This is a genomic window from Thioclava electrotropha, from assembly GCF_002085925.2.
Taxonomy (GTDB): Bacteria; Pseudomonadota; Alphaproteobacteria; order Rhodobacterales; family Rhodobacteraceae; genus Thioclava; species Thioclava electrotropha.
Window position 1 is genome coordinate 391,065 of sequence record NZ_CP053562.1, and the last position, 16,480, is coordinate 407,544.

At 64.1% G+C, this 16,480-nt stretch carries 17 protein-coding genes; 8 read left to right on the plus strand and 9 right to left on the minus strand.

Translation table 11 applies throughout. The features are described 5' to 3' along the window. Positions 1 to 42 precede the first annotated feature (42 nt). From AKL02_RS01930 to murI, 3 genes are all read left to right on the plus strand, one after another. Complete coding sequence (locus AKL02_RS01930; RefSeq protein ID WP_083079062.1) at positions 43 to 3,453, plus strand: indolepyruvate ferredoxin oxidoreductase family protein; 3,411 nt, start codon at positions 43 to 45, stop codon at positions 3,451 to 3,453. Between the two features lie 77 nt (positions 3,454 to 3,530). After that, positions 3,531 to 4,433 carry a lysophospholipid acyltransferase family protein gene (locus AKL02_RS01935; protein WP_083079061.1) on the plus strand — a complete coding sequence of 301 codons (903 nt, stop codon included), beginning with the start codon at positions 3,531 to 3,533 and terminating at the stop codon, positions 4,431 to 4,433. 40 nt (positions 4,434 to 4,473) lie between these two features. Continuing rightward, complete coding sequence (gene murI / locus AKL02_RS01940) at positions 4,474 to 5,286, plus strand: glutamate racemase (protein ID WP_078545045.1); 813 nt, start codon at positions 4,474 to 4,476, stop codon at positions 5,284 to 5,286. 18 nt (positions 5,287 to 5,304) lie between these two features. Here murI and AKL02_RS01945 read toward each other — a convergent pair whose 3' ends face one another. After that, the gene (locus tag AKL02_RS01945) at positions 5,305 to 6,120 is read right to left on the minus strand and encodes a DUF805 domain-containing protein (RefSeq protein ID WP_078522046.1); all 816 of its coding nucleotides are present in this window, start codon (positions 6,118 to 6,120) and stop codon (positions 5,305 to 5,307) included. Positions 6,121 to 6,223: 103 nt separating this feature from the next. Between AKL02_RS01945 and argC the strand changes: the two genes are divergently transcribed. The 4 genes from argC to AKL02_RS01965 all read left to right on the plus strand — a co-directional run bounded on the left by argC (position 6,224) and on the right by AKL02_RS01965 (position 8,941). Next, on the plus strand, positions 6,224 to 7,252 hold the full coding sequence (argC, locus tag AKL02_RS01950) for an N-acetyl-gamma-glutamyl-phosphate reductase (RefSeq protein WP_078522045.1): 1,029 nt from the start codon (positions 6,224 to 6,226) through the stop codon (positions 7,250 to 7,252). Positions 7,253 to 7,315: 63 nt separating this feature from the next. Next, positions 7,316 to 7,759, plus strand: a complete 444-nt coding sequence (gene ccmE, locus AKL02_RS01955; protein ID WP_078522044.1) for a cytochrome c maturation protein CcmE — start codon at positions 7,316 to 7,318, stop codon at positions 7,757 to 7,759. A gap of 85 nt (positions 7,760 to 7,844) precedes the next feature. Next, positions 7,845 to 8,456 (plus strand): holin-associated N-acetylmuramidase, encoded by a 612-nt coding sequence (locus AKL02_RS01960; RefSeq protein ID WP_078522043.1) that lies wholly within the window; start codon positions 7,845 to 7,847, stop codon positions 8,454 to 8,456. Further along, positions 8,447 to 8,941 (plus strand): holin family protein, encoded by a 495-nt coding sequence (locus AKL02_RS01965; protein WP_083080249.1) that lies wholly within the window; start codon positions 8,447 to 8,449, stop codon positions 8,939 to 8,941. Before AKL02_RS01960 ends, AKL02_RS01965 begins: the two co-directional genes overlap by 10 nt. A 141-nt stretch (positions 8,942 to 9,082) precedes the next feature. Here AKL02_RS01965 and metG read toward each other — a convergent pair whose 3' ends face one another. After that, a complete protein-coding gene (metG, locus tag AKL02_RS01970; protein WP_083080246.1) occupies positions 9,083 to 10,792 on the minus strand; it encodes a methionine--tRNA ligase in 1,710 nt (569 codons plus the stop codon). Positions 10,793 to 10,893: 101 nt separating this feature from the next. Next, complete coding sequence (locus AKL02_RS01975; RefSeq protein ID WP_083080254.1) at positions 10,894 to 11,355, minus strand: GNAT family N-acetyltransferase; 462 nt, start codon at positions 11,353 to 11,355, stop codon at positions 10,894 to 10,896. Positions 11,356 to 11,521: 166 nt separating this feature from the next. Here AKL02_RS01975 and AKL02_RS01980 point away from each other — a divergent pair, with 166 nt between their 5' ends. Beyond that, a complete protein-coding gene (locus AKL02_RS01980) occupies positions 11,522 to 12,232 on the plus strand; it encodes a YoaK family protein (protein ID WP_165757062.1) in 711 nt (236 codons plus the stop codon). Positions 12,233 to 12,317: 85 nt separating this feature from the next. Here AKL02_RS01980 and rpmE read toward each other — a convergent pair whose 3' ends face one another. From rpmE to rpsP, 6 genes are all read right to left on the minus strand, one after another. Continuing rightward, positions 12,318 to 12,539: a 50S ribosomal protein L31 gene (gene rpmE, locus AKL02_RS01985; RefSeq protein WP_083080240.1), complete on the minus strand. Its 222-nt coding sequence runs from the start codon at positions 12,537 to 12,539 to the stop codon at positions 12,318 to 12,320. 11 nt (positions 12,540 to 12,550) lie between these two features. Then, complete coding sequence (rplS, locus tag AKL02_RS01990; protein ID WP_075775806.1) at positions 12,551 to 12,928, minus strand: 50S ribosomal protein L19; 378 nt, start codon at positions 12,926 to 12,928, stop codon at positions 12,551 to 12,553. A gap of 953 nt (positions 12,929 to 13,881) precedes the next feature. Further along, positions 13,882 to 14,691, minus strand: a complete 810-nt coding sequence (gene trmD, locus AKL02_RS02000) for a tRNA (guanosine(37)-N1)-methyltransferase TrmD (protein ID WP_083080234.1) — start codon at positions 14,689 to 14,691, stop codon at positions 13,882 to 13,884. Continuing rightward, entirely contained in the window at positions 14,684 to 15,499 is an 816-nt protein-coding gene (locus tag AKL02_RS02005; RefSeq protein WP_083080231.1) for a hypothetical protein, read from the minus strand. The genes trmD and AKL02_RS02005 overlap by 8 nt, the downstream gene beginning before the upstream one ends. 4 nt (positions 15,500 to 15,503) lie before the next feature. Beyond that, positions 15,504 to 16,010 (minus strand): ribosome maturation factor RimM, encoded by a 507-nt coding sequence (gene rimM, locus AKL02_RS02010; protein ID WP_078540311.1) that lies wholly within the window; start codon positions 16,008 to 16,010, stop codon positions 15,504 to 15,506. Positions 16,011 to 16,093: 83 nt separating this feature from the next. Then, a complete protein-coding gene (gene rpsP / locus AKL02_RS02015) occupies positions 16,094 to 16,465 on the minus strand; it encodes a 30S ribosomal protein S16 (protein WP_078545070.1) in 372 nt (123 codons plus the stop codon). Between the last annotated feature and the right edge of the window lie 15 nt (positions 16,466 to 16,480).

Genomic DNA, 16,480 nt, shown 5'->3' on the forward strand with positions numbered 1-16,480 from the left:
CCTACCATGTCTCCATGCCCAGTTAGCAAGGGGAGGTGCTTAATGGGAAGGCAAGAAATATCCCTAGCGGATCGGTTCGACCTTACGAAATCTCCGGTTTTGCTGAACGGGACGCAGGCTTTGGTGCGTCTCGTTCTGGCTCAGGCCGCGCGCGACAAGGCGGCGGGACTGCATACGGCCGGCTATGTGACAGGCTATCGCGGTTCGCCGCTCGGCGCTGTCGATTTGCAGATGGCGCGCGCCAAGACTGTGCTGGAAGAGAGCGATGTTCGCTTCGAGCCGGGCCTGAACGAAGACCTCGCGGCAACCGCGCTGTGGGGCTCGCAGCAGGCGGAATTGCGCGGCGAAGGCAAGTATGACGGCGTTTTCGGCCTCTGGTACGGCAAAGGCCCGGGCGTCGATCGCTCCGGCGATGTGATGCGCCACGCCAATATGGCGGGCACATCGAAACATGGCGGCGTCCTGATGGCGATGGGCGACGATCACACCGGCGAATCCTCGACCGTGCTGCACCAGTCCGACTGGGCGATGGTCGATGCCTACATGCCGGTGCTGTCGCCCGCAGGCGTGCAGGAAATCCTCGATTTCGGGCTCTACGGCTATGCTTTGAGCCGCTTCGCCGGGGTCTGGGTCGGTCTGAAAACGATGAAGGATACGGTCGAAGCGACGGCAGTTGTCGACGGCGACCCCTTCCGTCAAGATTTCGTGATCCCTGACTTCAAGATGCCCGAAGGCGGGCTGAACATCCGTCTCGGCGACACGCCGGTGGCGCAAGAAGCGCGGATGATCGACTTCAAACGCTATGCGGCCGAGGCATTCGCCCGTGCGAACCGCATCGACAACCGCGTCTGGGGCAAGCCCGGGGCGAAGATCGGTCTGGTGGCGGCAGGCAAGAACTGGCTCGACCTGACCCATGCGCTCTCACTGCTGGGGATCGACGAGGCCGAGGCCGAACGGCTCGGCATCACGACCTACAAGATCGGCCAGACCTTCCCGCTCGACATGACCTCGTTCCATGAATGGGCCGAGGGGCTGGAGCTGATCATCGTCGTCGAGGAAAAGCGCAAGCTGATCGAGGTGCAGGTCAAGGAGGCGATCTTCGACGACCGTCGCGGCCGCCGCGTCTATGGCTGGCACAAGGGCGACACCTGGGAGAATGGCCGTCAGGTGGAGCTGTTCCCCACGCGTTACGCGCTCGACCCGGTGATGATCGCGCGCAAGCTGGGCGACATCTTCATCGAAGAGGGCCGCGGCACGGATGCGATCAAGGCGGGTATCGAGAAGATCGAAGCCGCCCAACGCGCCGACAACGCGCCGGAGATCGCGACCCGAACGCCGTGGTATTGCTCGGGCTGCCCGCATAACAGCTCGACCAAGGTCCCCGAGGGCGAGCGCGCCTATGCCGGGATCGGCTGTCACTACATGGTGCAGTGGATGGGCCGGAACACCGAAGGCTTCACCCATATGGGCGGCGAGGGTGTGAACTGGGTCGGCGAGGCCCCGTTCTCCACGCGGGAGCATATGTTCCAGAACCTTGGCGACGGCACCTACAACCACTCGGGCGCGCAGGCGATCCGGGCGGCTTTGGCGGCCGGCACCAACATCACCTACAAGATTCTGTTCAACGATGCGGTCGCGATGACTGGCGGGCAGGAGAACGAAGGCGGGCTGACCGCGCAGCAGATCGCGTCGGAGATCGTGGCGATGGGCGTGAAGCCGGTCGTGGTGGTCTATGACGAGAAGGAAGAGCTGGACCTGTCCACCTTCCCCGCGGGCGTCGAGAAGGTCGAACGGGCCGAGCTGATGGCCGTGCAGAAACGTCTGGCGAAGACGAAAGGCGTCTCGGCTCTGATCTACGTTCAGACCTGCGCCGCCGAGAAGCGCCGCCGCCGCAAGCGCGGCAAGTTCCCCGATCCGGACAAGCGCGTCTTCATCAACACGGATGTCTGCGAAGGCTGCGGCGATTGCGGGGTGCAGTCGAACTGCGTCTCCATCGTGCCGGAAGAGACCGAACTGGGCACCAAACGCGCGATCGACCAGTCGTCGTGCAACAAGGACTTCCGTTGCCTCGACGGGTTCTGCCCCAGCTTTGTGACGCTGCACGGGGCGAAGGTGAGGAAGGCCGAGGCGCAGGCGCTCGATCTGCCGGACCTGCCCAAGCCCACGCTGCCCGCGATCGACGGCACCCATAACGTGGTGATCACCGGGGTCGGCGGCACGGGTGTCGTGACCATCGGCGCGGTGCTCGCCATGGCCGCCCATATCGACGGGAAGGGCGCGGGCATGATGGAGATGGCCGGTCTCGCCCAGAAGGGCGGGGCGGTGCATATCCACCTGCGCATCGCTAACAAGCCCGAGGATATCTCGGCGATTCGCGTCGCCGTGGGCGAGGCCGATTGCGTGATCGGCGGCGATCTGGTGGTCTCCGCAGGCGCCAAGACGCTGGGGCTGATGACGACGGGCCGCACCGGTGCCGTCATCAACAGCCACGAGATCGTCACGGGCGAATTCACCCGCAACCGCGATTTCCGCCTGCCGGGCGAACAGCTTCGGCTGAGCCTCGAGGCGCGGTTGAAGGATCGCGTGGACTTTGCCGATACCTCGGAACTGGCGCGGCAGATGCTGGGCGACTCGATCTACTCGAACATGGTCGTGCTGGGGGCTGCGTGGCAGCAAGGCTACGTGCCGCTGACCCTCGAGGCGATCTTCCGGGCGATCGAGCTGAACGGTGCCAAACCCGCCGAGAACAAGCGCGCCTTCGATCTGGGGCGCTGGGCGATGGCTTTCCCGGCAGAAGCTGCGAAGGCGATGGCGGCGGAGGTCGTGAAGGCCCCGGTCGATCCGATCGAGTTCCGGGCCGCGCATCTCGTCGACTACCAGAACAAGCGGCTCGCCAAGCGGTTCCGCAAGCTGGTGGACGAGGCGCCGTCGGAGCTGCGTGAAGCGGTCGCGAAGGGCTATCACAAGCTTCTGGCCTATAAGGACGAATACGAGGTCGCGCGGCTGCATCTGTCCACGGCAGAGAAGGCCCGCGCCGAGTTCGAGGGCGATTTCGAGATGCACTTCCATCTCGCCCCGCCGATCCTGTCCAAGGAAGGCTCGGACGGTCGCCCGAAGAAGCGTGAATTCGGCCCCGGCATGGAGCGCAATTTCCGTCTTCTGGCGAAGCTCAAGGGGCTGCGCGGTACGCCGTTCGATCCCTTCGGCTATGCTGCCGAGCGCAAGATGGAGCGCGCGCTGATCAAGCAATACGAGGCCGACATGGCCGAAGTTCTGCCCAAAGTCACGCCGGAGACGATGGAGATCGCGCGCGAACTGGCGGAGTTGCCCTTGACCATCCGGGGCTTCGGCCCGGTCAAGGCACAGGCCGAGCAGATGGCGGCGAAGCGGCGCGAGGAACTTCTTGCCGCTTTCCGCGCAGGCGGTACTCCGCAGAAAATGGCCGCCGAGTGAGGGCTGTCATCTGAGTGTCGCACCTTCGTGACATGGCGCAGGCAGAGTGAAGCCAGCCCATGTTGCGGAGGTTCGAGATGACCGCCACCCCGATGGCCCCCCGGATGCCTGTCCGCCACGCTACGCAGGAAATTTCCTACGCATGGTCCGCGCGCTCGAAAGGCGCGCGGGTTCTGATCCGCGCGATGGAGAACGCGACCGGGCGGATCGGTCTGATCAAACGTGCCAGAGGCTACGAGCACGACATCGCACAAGGCGCGGATTTCTGGCAGGTGATGGCGGAACGCTACGGCCTGCAGATCGACGTGACCCGAGGCGCGCTGGCCAATATCCCGCAGACCGGCCCGTTGGTGCTGATCGCGAACCACCCTTACGGCATTCTCGACGGGCTGATCATGGGCCTGCTGCTGTCGCGCATCCGCGGCGACTTTCGCATCCTCGCGCATAACGTCTTCAAGCGCGCCGAAGAGATCGACCGGATCATCCTGCCGGTGGATTTCTCCGAGACGAAAGAAGCCATGAAGGCGAACCTGCGCACCCGTTCGGACGCCCTGCGCTACCTCGGCGATGGCGGCGCGATCGGCGTGTTTCCGGGCGGCACGGTCTCGACCGCGGCCAAGCCTTTCGGTGCGCCGATGGATCCGGGGTGGCGCAACTTCACCGCCAAGATGATCGCGAAATCCGATGCGACCGTGGTGCCGGTCTTCTTCGAGGGCCATAACAGCCGTCTGTTCCAGCTGGCGAGCCATCTGCACTACAGCCTGCGCATGGGGCTGATGATCCGCGAGTTCAAACGCCACGCCAATCGGCCGGTGCGCCTCTGCGTCGGCGAGCCGATCCCGCAGGACGATCTTGCACCGCTGCGTGAGAGCCCGAAACAGATGATGGATTTCCTGCGCCGTGCGACGTATGACTTGTCGCCGACTCCCTTGAAGTCTTACGGCTATGGCTTCGAGTTCGAGGCGAAATATAGAAACTGACCGGCGCCTGTTGCGGCCCGGACGGGCGAGGGGCGCGAGCATGGCAGTAGGCGTTTTCGATTCAGGTCTGGGCGGGCTGACGGTCTATGATGCCTGCGCCAAGCGGCTGCCGGACATGGCCTTTTGCTATTACGGCGACAACGCCCATGCGCCTTACGGGGTGCGCGATGCCGACGACATCTTCAACCTGACCTGCGCGGGTGTCGAACGGCTCTGGGAAGAGGGCTGCGATCTCGTGATCCTCGCCTGTAACACGGCCTCTGCCGCCGCGCTCAAGCGGATGCAGGAGACCTGGATCCCCGAGGGCAAGCGTGTGCTGGGCGTCTTCGTGCCGATGATCGAGGCGCTGACCGAACGCAAATGGGGCGACAACTCCCCGCCGCGCGAAGTGGCGGTGAAACATGTGGCGCTGTTCGCGACGCCTGCAACGGTGGCGAGCCGCGCGTTCCAGCGCGAACTGGCCTTCCGCGCGATTGGCGTCGATGTCGAGGCGCAGCCCTGCGGCGGCGTGGTCGATGCGATCGAGACCGGCGACGAAATCCTCGCCGAGGCGCTGGTGAAGTCCCATGTCGAGGCGCTCAAGCGGCGGATGCCGAAGCCCGAGGCCGCGATCCTCGGCTGCACCCATTACCCGCTGATGCAGAAGACCTTCCAGGAAGCGCTGGGCCCGAGCGTGGACGTCTACAGCCAAGCCAATCTGGTGGCCGAAAGCCTCGCCGATTACCTCGAGCGCCGCCCCGAATTCAGAGGCGCGGGCACGGAATCGAAATTCCTGACCACCGGCGATCCAGCCTCGGTGTCGAGCCACGCGACGCAATTCCTGCGCTACGCGATCCGGTTCGAGGCGGCCTGAGCCGCCGCGCCTCAGGGGTCAGCCGAAACGGTTTTCGCCGTATGTGCCCCTTAGCAGCATGAAGACGAAGAGCATGATACCCCAAACCAGCATCACAATGGCCCAGAGCATCGTCAGCATCCCCATCGACGCGAAAATGGCGTCCGGGTCTCGGATGCCCGAGGAGATGGCGAGGAAGGCGATCACGAAGCCGCCCAAGAAGCTCATCAGGATATAAAGCCCGAACCACCAGCCAGAGCGGTTGGTGTCATGTAGCCGGCGCACCGTTACCGAGACCGAGGGCAGGAAGGTCGCGATGGAGATCACCGCGCTGATTGCGGCCCCGTCCTGACCCATCGAGGCCTCCGCAAAGCCGCCCGCGAACCCCGCCAGCGTCACGAACAGCACGAACCACCAATATTCCGACCGGCTCGCCCGACCTTTGAAGGTCACGTATTTCCGGAAGCAGACCTTGATCGCCTCGAAGAAGCCGCGCGAAGGCGCCCCGGCATACATCCCGTCCGAGCCAATCCCGCGCTTCGCGCGCTCGCGTTCGATCGAGGCATCGGCATAGGCGCGGGGATCGGCGGAGGAGAGCTTGCCCTCCTGCTGATGGCGCTGCGCAATGCGGGCCGCGTAATTCGTCGCGCCGCTATGCGGGTCGGCGCCCGTGGCCGCAGTTTCCGGGGCTCGCCGGAAGAAGTGATCGCCCGCAGGCTCCCATCCTTCCATTCCGTCTTGCCAAACCATCGTTTCGGGCTTGATACGACCTGCCCGCACCATATCCGTCATATGTTCTGCGGGGAACGGACCGACGGGATCTTTCCCATCGGCGTAATACCACTGCTCTGCCACGGCCTGCCTCGTTCACTGTCGGACGTCACTCCGGTTCACACGGAGTTTATTTGAGTGTGAGCTTAGGGTAAGGGAGAGCCGAGCGACAAGCGCGGAGGTTGATATGACGAAGAAAATCGCGATTCTGGGCGCGTCGGGCTACACCGGTGCCGAACTCGTCCGGCTGATCGCCACCCATCCGAATATGGACATCGTGGCCCTCTCGGGCGAGCGAAAGGCCGGTATGGCGATGGGCGACGTGTTCCCGCATCTGCGCCATCTGGGCCTGCCCGATCTGGTGAAGATCGAAGAGATCGACTTCTCGAATGTCGATCTGGCCTTCTGCGCGCTGCCGCATGCGACCTCGCAGGCGGTCATCAAGGAGCTGCCGCACGATCTGAAGATCGTGGACCTCTCGGCCGATTTCCGGCTGCGCGATCCGGCGGATTACGAGAAGTGGTATGGCAAGCCCCATGCCGCGGTCGAGTTGCAGAAAGAGGCGGTCTACGGCCTGACCGAGTTCTACCGCGACGCGATTCGCGAGGCGCGGCTGGTTGCGGGCACGGGCTGTAATGCCGCTGCGGGCCAATTCGCGATCCGTCCGCTGATCGAAGCCGGCGTGATCGACCTCGACGACATCATCCTCGATCTGAAGAACGGGGTTTCCGGCGCGGGCCGCTCGCTGAAGGAAAACCTGCTGCACGCAGAGCTGTCGGGCGGTGTCGCGCCCTATTCGCAAGGCGGCAAGCACCGTCACCTTGGCGAATTCGATCAGGAATTCAGCGCCTTGGCGGGTCGCCCCGTAATGGTGCAATTCACCCCGCATCTGGCGCCCTTCAACCGCGGCATCCTCGCCTCGGCCTATGTGAAGGGCGAGCCCGAGGCCGTCTACAAGGCACTGGCGGACCGCTATGCAGACGAAATCTTCATGGAGATGCTACCTTTCGGCGCAGTTCCGTCCACCAGGTCTGTAACTGGCTCCAATTATGCCCATATTGGTGTATCAGGAGACAGGATCCCCGGGCGCGCGCTCGTGGTCGTGGCCATCGACAACCTCTGCAAGGGCTCGTCGGGACAAGCGATCCAGAACGCGAACCTCATGCTCGGGCTGGAGGAAAGCGAAGGGCTGATGCTCGCCCCCGTCTTCCCTTGATCCGCGTCAATGGCACGGCCGGCGCGGTAAGGTAGACGAAGCGGCATCTCAGGAGGCGAAGAGATGAAGAGTCTGAAGAAGAAACGTCGTATCCAGGTGCTCAGCGTGGCCGCGCTGGCCTTGGTGATCGCGACCGGCACGATCGGGTACTCGATGCGGAGCGGCATCAACTTCTTCCGTGCGCCTTCGCAGCTTGCCACCGAACCGCCGCAGCCCGGCGAGGTGTTCCGCCTTGGCGGGCTGGTCGAGAAAGGCTCGCTCAAGCGCGGTCAGGGCGAGGTTATCGAATTCAAGGTCACCGATGGCGGCGCAACCGTCCCGGTGAAATTCGCGGGCGTCCTGCCGGACCTCTTCAAAGAGGGCCAGGGCATGATCGGCACGGGCAAGATGGAAGGCGACACGTTCGTGGCCTCCGAAATTCTCGCCAAGCACGACGAGAATTACATGCCCAAGGAAGTCGTTGACGCGCTGAAGGAACAGGGCGTCTACGAGGGCCCGTCGTCGTAATCGCGACCCCGGCGAACGCTCTCTTTTAGCCCTCTTAATCGCACGGCCCGAGCCTGCCTGACGTTGTCATCAACGGAGGCAGGCCATGAAATCGGTCACCCAGATCGCGGCGGAGATCGTCGCGCGCGAAGGCGGTTATGTCGATGATCCGGACGATCCGGGCGGTGCGACCAAGCACGGCGTCACGCTCGGAACCCTGCGCCGGTTGGGGCGCGATCTGACAGGAGATGGCCGGGTGGACGAGATGGATATCCGCGCGCTCGACCCGGGCCAAGCCGCCGAGATTTTCATCGAGCATTACTATAAGAGCCCGCGCATCGACCGGTTGCCGCCCTCGGTGCAGGCCTCGGTCTTCGACATGTATGTGAATGCGGGCGGCAATGCGGTCGTCATCCTGCAGCGCCTGCTGGGCGACATGGGCCAGCGCGTCGTCGTGGACGGGATCATCGGCCCGCAGACCATCGCCGCCGCAGAACTCGCCGATGCGGCCGCGCCCGGATATTTCGCCGATGCCTACGGGATCGCGCGGCGCAACTATTACTACCGGATCGCCGATGCGCGGCCCGCAAGCCGCAAATACGCGACGACGCGGGCGGGCGGGAAGGGCGGCTGGATCCGCCGCGCCGAGGAGTTCATCTCGCCGCGCTTTCACCTCACCGAGGGCGAGCATCGCAAGCGGGTGGCGAAATGGGCATGATCGAGAAACTGCTCGGCGGTGCGGGCGCGGTGAAGGCGGCAGGCGAGGCCGCCAGCTCGGTGGCGGAGGTCTTCGTGCCCAATGCCACGAAGAAACTTGAGGCCGCGCAGGCGGCCTATCTCGCAGCGCTGCAGGAACACGGGGCGGAGTTCGAATACATTCGCCCCGGTCGCTTCGATCGCATCGTCAACGGCCTCAACCGCCTGCCGCGCCCGGTGCTCGCTTTCGGGATCGTGGGGCTTTTTGTCTATGCGATGCTCGACCCGGTCGGCTTCGCGCAGCGGATGGTGGGCTTGGGCTACGTGCCCGAGCCGCTCTGGTGGCTTCTGGGCGCGGTGGTCAGCTTCTATTTCGGCGCGCGCGAGGCGCATTATTTCCGGATGAAGAAGGCGCCGGCTGCGCCTCCCGCTGCGCTCGCCACCGCTTCGTCAGAGGAAAACGCCGCGCTCTCCGCCTGGCGGGCGGGCGAGAAACCGGCCGGGTAGGGGGCGCTGCCCCCGCTCCCTGCGGGAGCTCCCCCGGGATATTTGAGGCAGTTGGAAGAGGGCAGGTCCTTGCTTCCAATTGCCGGAAATATCCCGGGGTGAATTCGCGAAAGCGAAGAGGGGCGGAGCCCCTGATGCGTTTCAGTCGCGGGTGCCTGCGAAGCGCTCCTGCCACTCTTCGCGCTCTTCATCCGTGATCTTGCGGAAGAGCACCTCGGGCGTGGTGAAGGCATGGCCTGCGGGCAGCGCCTCGAGCGCCGTTTTCACATCGCCCGGCCAGCCGCGATCGTCGTCGCCCATCGCCTCGAGCATGATCTTCGCCGCATCGGGAATGAAGGGCGCCGAGAGCACCGCGTAGATCGGGATCAGGTTCAGCGCGAGCCGTGCGATGGCTGCCGCCTGATCGGGATCGGTCTTGAACACCGACCACGGCGCCGACGCCTGCAGGTATTCGTTGCCCGCAACCCAGATTCCGCGCAGCTCCATCGCCGCCTTGCGGATATCCTTCTCTTCCATATGCGTCTCGTAGGCGCGGATGCGGGTGGTCAGATCCTCGATCAGCGCCGCTTCCTGCTCGCCCCAGCTTCCGCCTTCCGGGATCGCCTCGCCGAATTTCGAGCGGGTGAACTTGGTGATCCGGCTGACGAAGTTGCCCAGCACATCGGCGAGGTCCTTGTTCGCCGAGACCTGGAAGTTCTCCCAGGTGAATTCGGCATCCGCGCTTTCGGGCGCATGGGACAAAAGCCACCAGCGCCAGTAATCGGCGGGCAGAAGCTCCAGCGCCTGATCCATGAAGACGCCGCGGCCGCGCGAGGTCGAGAACTGGCCGCCATCGTAGTTCAGGTAGTTGAACGACTTGATGTAATCCACGAGCTTCCACGGCTCGCCCGAGCCGAGGATCGTCGCAGGGAACGAGAGCGTGTGGAAGGGGACGTTATCCTTGCCCATGAACTGGGTGTAGGTGACGTCGTCGGCGCCCTTGTCGGTGCGCCACCAGCGCTCCCAGTCGCCGCCCGTCTTCTCGGTCCATTCCTCGGTCGCGGCGATATATTCGATCGGCGCGTCGAACCAGACGTAGAAGACCTTGCCTTCCATGCCCGACCACGGCGCACCCTCGAATTGCGCAGGCACGCCCCAGCTGAGGTCGCGGGTGATGCCACGGTCTTGCAGCCCGTCGCCGTCATGGAGCCATTTCTTCGCAATCGAGGTGGTCAGCACCGGCCAGTCCGACTTGGAGTCAATCCAGGCATCCAGCCGATCCTTCATCGCCGACTGGCGCAGGAACAGGTGCTTGGTCTCGCGCATCTCCAGATCGGTCGAACCCGAGATCGTCGAATGCGGGTTGATCAGGTCCACCGGGTCGAGCTGCTTGGTGCAGTTGTCGCATTGATCGCCGCGCGCGCTCTCGAAGCCGCAATTGGGGCAGGTGCCCTCGATATAGCGGTCGGGCAGGAAGCGCCCGTCGGCCTTGGAATACATCTGGGTTTCCGAGACTTCGCGGATCAGCCCGGCCTCGGCCAGCTTCACCGCGAAATGCTGCGTCAGGCGATGGTTCTGCGGGCTGGACGAGCGCCCGAAGTGATCGAAGCTGAGCCGGAACCCTTCCGCGATCTTCGCCTGCACCTCATGCATCTCCGCGCAATACTCGGCGACGGGCTTGCCCGCTTTCGCGGCGGCCAGTTCGGCGGGGGTGCCGTGCTCGTCGGTGGCGCAGATGAACATCACCTCGTTGCCCCGCGCGCGCTGGTAGCGGGCGAAGAGATCAGCCGGCAGCTGCGAGCCCACGAGATTGCCGAGGTGCTTGATGCCGTTGATATAGGGAATGGCCGAGGTAATGAGATGGCGCGCCATGTAGGACCCTCTTGCTGTGGAGCGTTTGAGCGCGGGTTTACTAGGGAATCATGGGAAGGGCTAGGGGGGAGCGCCGAGACGCACCGCTTGCGGCTTTGCGATCAGTCGAGCGTGTAGACCTTGCCGATCGCGTCCTCGGTTTCGCGCCATGTCTCGAAGCCCGCTTGGCCGTAATAGGCAAGCGCAGCAGCGTTCTCTGCGCCGATATAGGCTTCGATCTTCACAAGGCCTGCGCCGCGTGCCGCGCTCAGGCTCCACGCCCACAATCTGCGCCCGACACCGCGCCGCGCGGCCGAGGGGCGTACATGAGTGCCGATGATGCCCCAGCCTTCCGGTGTGCCGTAGGGATTGCCCGCACGCGCATGTTTGAGTGACTGGAGCCCGAGGGCACGGCCTTCGTCATCCTCGCAGATCGCGCAGCGGATGAGGTCGGGATGTTCCAGATAATGCGAGCGCACGAATTCCGCATCGCTGGCTTTGCTCCGCTGGCCCGAAACCACCAGTTCATCGAGCACGTCGGCCAAGGCGGCGGCATCTGCGGGCGTAGCGTTTCGGGTTCTCACGGGCGGCTCCTATCAATTGTCTGAAATCGCGCGTGACTGTGGAAGCGGGGCCTGTCGGGGGCAAATCACGAAACGAGGCGCCACGCGCCACGCCTCCAAGACTTGCTTTTGCGCGGGTGGCGTCGATAGTCGGGGCGAGAGACTGAGCGAGCGTAGGGGGCAAGCGGTGCTGATACATGCCGGAGACGATCGGAGCGTTTCGATCGACCTCGCGCTGGCGGTCTGGCTGGCGCTGGTCGCGGGCGCGGTGAATGCGGCCGGGTTCCGGGCGCTTGGCTATTTCTCTGCCAACATGACCGGGAATGTCTCGACCGCGACCGACCTGCTCGCGCTCGGGCGGTTCGGCACCGCGATCTGGTTCCTGGTTCTGTTGCTGGCCTTCGTTTTCGGGGCCTTTGCCTCCGGGGTACTGATCGATGTCGGGCAGCGTCGGCGGCTGCACGGGATCTACGCGTTGTCGATCCTGCTGGAAGCCGCGCTGCTGATCGTGCTGACGATCCTCGATATGGTCTGGGCCGCGGCGATGAGCGAGCATCTGATGATGATCGGGCTCAGCTTCCTGATGGGGCTGCAAAACGCGGCGAGCACGAAAATCTCGGACGGGCGGGTGCGCACGAGTCATGTCTCGGGCATCGCGACCGATCTGGGGCTGGAGCTTGCGGCGCTTTTGCCGGGCGCACGCGATGCCGAGGCCAGGCAGGTGCTTCGCTCGCGGCTCCTGCTGCATGTCGCGACGCTGTGTTCGTTCTTCGCGGGCGGCATCGCAGGCGTGCTGGGCTACGAGCGCATCGGCCCGATGGTCTTCGCGCTGGCGGCGGCGCTGCTGATCGTCATCGCCGTGCCGGAGCTGCGCAAGGTCTATCGTGGGGGCCGGTGAGCCTTGCCGCTATGAGCGAAAGGGGCGCGCATGAAAAAGGGCGCCCGCGAGGCGCCCTTTTCCGTAACAGTCATGCAGCTCAGGCTCAGAAGCCGAGGCCGGCATACTTGTTCTTGAACTTCGACACGCGACCACCGGTGTCCATGAGGCGCGACGAACCACCGTTCCACGCCGGGTGCGAGGTCGGGTCGATGTCGAGGGTGAGGGTGTCGCCCTCGGAGCCCCAGGTCGAGCGGGTCTGATACTCGGTCCCGTCGGTCATCTTGACGGTGATCATGTGGTAGTCGGGATGGGTTTCGGCTTTCATCGTCCCGCTCCTTATTTCGCAGCTTTGGGCTTGTAGTGGGTGTCTTCGGCGATACGAGCCGACTTACCGCGACGAGCGCGCAGGTAGTACAGCTTGGCGCGACGCACGCGGCCACGGCGGACCACTTCGATCGAGTCGATGTTGGTCGAATAGAGCGGGAACACACGCTCCACGCCTTCGCCGAAGGAGATCTTGCGCACGGTGAACGAAGCCGCCAGCGTGTCGCCGCCCTTGCGCGAGATGCAGACGCCTTCATAGGCCTGCACGCGCGAACGGGTGCCTTCGGTCACTTTGTAGCCGACGCGAATGGTGTCACCGGCTTTGAAATCCGGGATGGTCTTGTTGAGCTCGGCGATTTGTTCCGCCTCGAGCTGTGCGATCAGGTTCATCGCAACGTCCTTTCACATGCTCACGGTTTGTCCCGTGAAGGTTTCGCCGCCTCAGAGCTCCGCGTCTTCATCGGGTCCGGTCGCCTTTTCAGGGTCGCGCCCGCGGGAGATTTCAGGTCGTCTTTCGCTTTTTGCGCCCTTCGCCGGTGCCGTGACGCGGACCGAAGAAGGCTCCGCTTGGCGACAGCAAAAGGGTCCGAGGGCCGATTCCGGCTCCGGACCCGCGCGTATTACGGGGAAATGGGTAACGGATCAAGGGGGAAGTGGGGGTGGCGAGGTTCGCTATGCGGAACGAAGCAGTCATACGTCGCGCCCGCCTGCGGCCTCGTTTGTTTGGAATGAATGATGTAATCTCAGCTTACTTATAGACGGTGAATTGGGAAAACTCACTTTGGACGACCCATACTATGAACGTTTGCACACATTTCTGAATGCGACGAAGGATGAGAGCGACAGGGGGCGTGCACTTGTTGCGGCGTCCCTAGTCGAAGAAATGCTTGAAGAGGTTTTACGTGGATTTTTCTTAGAGACCTCGGCCACGAAGAAGCTCTTTACTGATCCAAACGCTCCGCTTTCGACATTCTCAGCGAAAGCCTCCGCTAGCCGCGCACTAGGGCTGATTTCGTGCCAAGAATACAGCGACATTGATTTGATTAGGAAAATCCGAAACGCTTTTGCACATAGCGTAGTGTGCTCATTTGAGGATGAAAAAATCACTAGCTGGGCTGTCTCGCTCAAGGCTGGGATGTCGTGTTTGGACGCTCTCGAAAAAGGGCACAAATCGCGCGTCAATGACCCGAAACAGCGCTTCGTCATGGTAACGACGAGTCTAGTGTCTGCGCTCTACAATCGCGCTCACTACGTTAAAAAGGACCGCCTAACCGAGCGGGTATGGCCGCTTTAGCAGCTGGGAAAAGTCATGTTGGACGCCAGAAACGGGCTATTTGCCGCCCTCACTCCCCACGCTTCTCCCAAAGATCCGGCCGCCGTTCCTGCGTGAGCTTTTCGCTCATCTCGCGGCGCCAGTCTTCGATCTTCTTGTGGTTGCCCGAGGTCAGCACTTCGGGGATCAAACGGCCTTCCCATTCGGCGGGGCGGGTGTATTGGGGATGCTCCAGCAGCCCGCTGGAATGGCTTTCCTCGACCGCGCTCTCGGCATTGCCGAGCACGCCAGGGAGCAGCCGCACGGTGGCGTCGATCAGCACTTGGGCGGCTACCTCGCCCCCCGTCAGGACGAAATCGCCGATCGAGACTTCCTCGACGCCGAAATGTTCCAGCACGCGCTCGTCCACGCCCTCGAAGCGACCGCAGAGAAGCGTCATGCCGTCGGCCTCGGCGAAACGGCGCGCCATCTCCTGCGTCAGCGGCTTGCCGCGCGGCGAGAGATAGACGACCGGCCAGCGGGCGCGGTCATCCGGCGTGCCGTGGGCGGCCTGCTTGAGCGCCTCGCCCACCACATCGGCGCGCAGCACCATCCCCGCGCCGCCGCCGGCGGGGGTGTCGTCGACGTTGCGGTGCTTGCCTATGCCGAAGGGGCGCAGGTCGATCGTCTCCAGCGCCCAGAGGCCCAGATCGCGGGCGCGGCCCAGAAGGCTCAGGCCCAGCGTGCCGGGGAAGGCTTCGGGGAAGAGCGTGACGATCTTCGCGGTCCACGCGCCCTTTAGCCGCGGCGGCTCGTCCATCAGCGAGCTGGGCTTGCGCGTCGGCGAGATCGTCAGGCGGCCATGCGACTTGGTCGCGAGCTTGGGTTTGTCGTCACTCATCGGATTTCGCCTCTGCCTCTTCGCGCCATGCTGCCCGCAATATGGCGCGCTTTTTCTCTTTTGTGGCCTCGCGCGGCAACCCTTCCGCGTTGATTGCGGCGAGTTGGTCGGCGAGCGCCGCTCGGTCGACCTTTCGTGGGCGCGCATTTGCCGTAATCCCGGCGCCGAGCGACGCGCGAGCCTCGGGGGGGACGCCCATCAGATCGAGCAGCGGCGTCAGCGGGCCGTGGGGATTGTCGCGGGCTTCGTCGAGCATCACCCATGTCACCGGGGCAGGGTCCACAGTGCTCACTATCTCGCGCAGAACGGGGGCGAGGTCGAAGCCCGACAGCCGGGTGCGGAAGGTGTCGAGCGTGTCCGTCAACATGCCGCTGCGCACATGCTGCCAATGCAGGCTCTCGATCCACGCGGTCTTTTCGCGCGTGGTCAGGAAGAGCTGCAACTCGAGCGCGTCTTCGTATTTCGCGCGGAATACCTCGGCCAGTGCGCCCATCAGGGCGGGCGTCGCGGAATAGTCCAGCACGCCATCGCGGCCCGGCATATGTCCCGCGAGCCCTTCGATGGAAATCACAGCCTGCGTGGTGTCTTCGGGGAGGGCGTCGGCCCAACTGGCCAGCGCGGCCTGATAGAGCCCTAATTCGAACGGGTCGCGGGTCAGTGAAAAGGCACGGGCTCCGGCGGCTGCGTCGGGAATATCCTCGCGCAGCGCGATCACCCAATCTGGCAGATGGGCGCTGGCTTCGCGCAGTCCGGTCTGGATCGTGGAGGTTCCGGTCTTGTGAAAGCCCGGATGGACGATCACGCGCATCCGACTACAGATCCTCGGGCGGGTCGGCGACGATACGCTGGGCAGCGAGGTCCACGGTCGGCACGATGGCCTTGGTGAAGGGCAGCAGCAGCGCCTGTTTGCGACCGGGCGCGAAGATTTCGAGAATGTCGCCCGCGCCGTGATTGTGGACCGCGCGCACGGTGCCGATCTTGGTGCCGCCGGTATCGACCACCGTCAGCCCGATCAGGTCGGCATGATAGAATTCGTCGTCAGGAAGCGAGGGCAGCTTGTCGCGGTCGGCCCAGAGGGTCACACCACGCAGAGCATCGGCCTCTTCCTTCGATGCCACGCCCGACAGCCTCACGCCAAGCCCGTTCTTCAGGCCTCGCGTCAGCGTCACGTCGAACTGGCGCGCGCCGTCTTCGGTATAAAGCGGGGCATAGCCCACGATATCCTCGGGTTCGGCGCAGAAACTCTTGAGGCGCACTTCGCCCTGCACGCCGAAAGCTCCGGCAATGGCACCCACGCAGACGCGTTCGGGTTGGGTCATGATGCGATCCTCTGTGCTAGATCGGATGGGGCAGGGGCCGGGCGCATATCGCGCCCGGCCCGCCAGCCATCCATAGCTGCCGATTATTCTTCGGCGGGTGCTTCTTCAGCGTTCGCCTCGGCGGCCTTGGCGGCACGCTGTTCGGCGCGCTCCTGGGCTTTCTTGCCCGGAACGGCTTTCTTCATGTTGGCGCGGGTCGGCTTGCTGCGCTCGCCGGCGGCTTCGAGGAAGCGCGCGATGCGGTCGGTCGGCTGCGCGCCTTGGTCGAGCCAGTACTTCACGCGCTCGATGTTCATCTTCACGCGGTCTTCGCTGTCTTTCGGGAGCAGCGGGTTGTAGGTGCCCAGCTTCTCGAGGAAGCGGCCGTCACGCGGCATGCGCGAGTCGGTAGCGACGATCGAATAGAACGGACGCTTCTTGGAACCCCCACGAGCGAGGCGGATTTTCATAGCCATGTCAGTTGTCTCCTT

Coding starts and splice junctions, on each gene's coding strand:
- ccmE (WP_078522044.1), top strand. CDS start 7,316: ATGAAGAGTCTGAAGAAGAAACGTCGTATCCAGGTGCTCAGCGTGGCC.
- murI (WP_078545045.1), top strand. CDS start 4,474: ATGGCAGTAGGCGTTTTCGATTCAGGTCTGGGCGGGCTGACGGTCTAT.
- AKL02_RS01930 (WP_083079062.1), top strand. CDS start 43: ATGGGAAGGCAAGAAATATCCCTAGCGGATCGGTTCGACCTTACGAAA.
- AKL02_RS01960 (WP_078522043.1), top strand. CDS start 7,845: ATGAAATCGGTCACCCAGATCGCGGCGGAGATCGTCGCGCGCGAAGGC.
- rpsP (WP_078545070.1), bottom strand. CDS start 16,465: ATGGCTATGAAAATCCGCCTCGCTCGTGGGGGTTCCAAGAAGCGTCCG.
- rplS (WP_075775806.1), bottom strand. CDS start 12,928: ATGAACCTGATCGCACAGCTCGAGGCGGAACAAATCGCCGAGCTCAAC.
- AKL02_RS02005 (WP_083080231.1), bottom strand. CDS start 15,499: ATGCGCGTGATCGTCCATCCGGGCTTTCACAAGACCGGAACCTCCACG.
- argC (WP_078522045.1), top strand. CDS start 6,224: ATGACGAAGAAAATCGCGATTCTGGGCGCGTCGGGCTACACCGGTGCC.
- metG (WP_083080246.1), bottom strand. CDS start 10,792: ATGGCGCGCCATCTCATTACCTCGGCCATTCCCTATATCAACGGCATC.
- AKL02_RS01935 (WP_083079061.1), top strand. CDS start 3,531: ATGACCGCCACCCCGATGGCCCCCCGGATGCCTGTCCGCCACGCTACG.
- rpmE (WP_083080240.1), bottom strand. CDS start 12,539: ATGAAAGCCGAAACCCATCCCGACTACCACATGATCACCGTCAAGATG.
- trmD (WP_083080234.1), bottom strand. CDS start 14,691: ATGAGTGACGACAAACCCAAGCTCGCGACCAAGTCGCATGGCCGCCTG.
- AKL02_RS01965 (WP_083080249.1), top strand. CDS start 8,447: ATGGGCATGATCGAGAAACTGCTCGGCGGTGCGGGCGCGGTGAAGGCG.
- rimM (WP_078540311.1), bottom strand. CDS start 16,010: ATGACCCAACCCGAACGCGTCTGCGTGGGTGCCATTGCCGGAGCTTTC.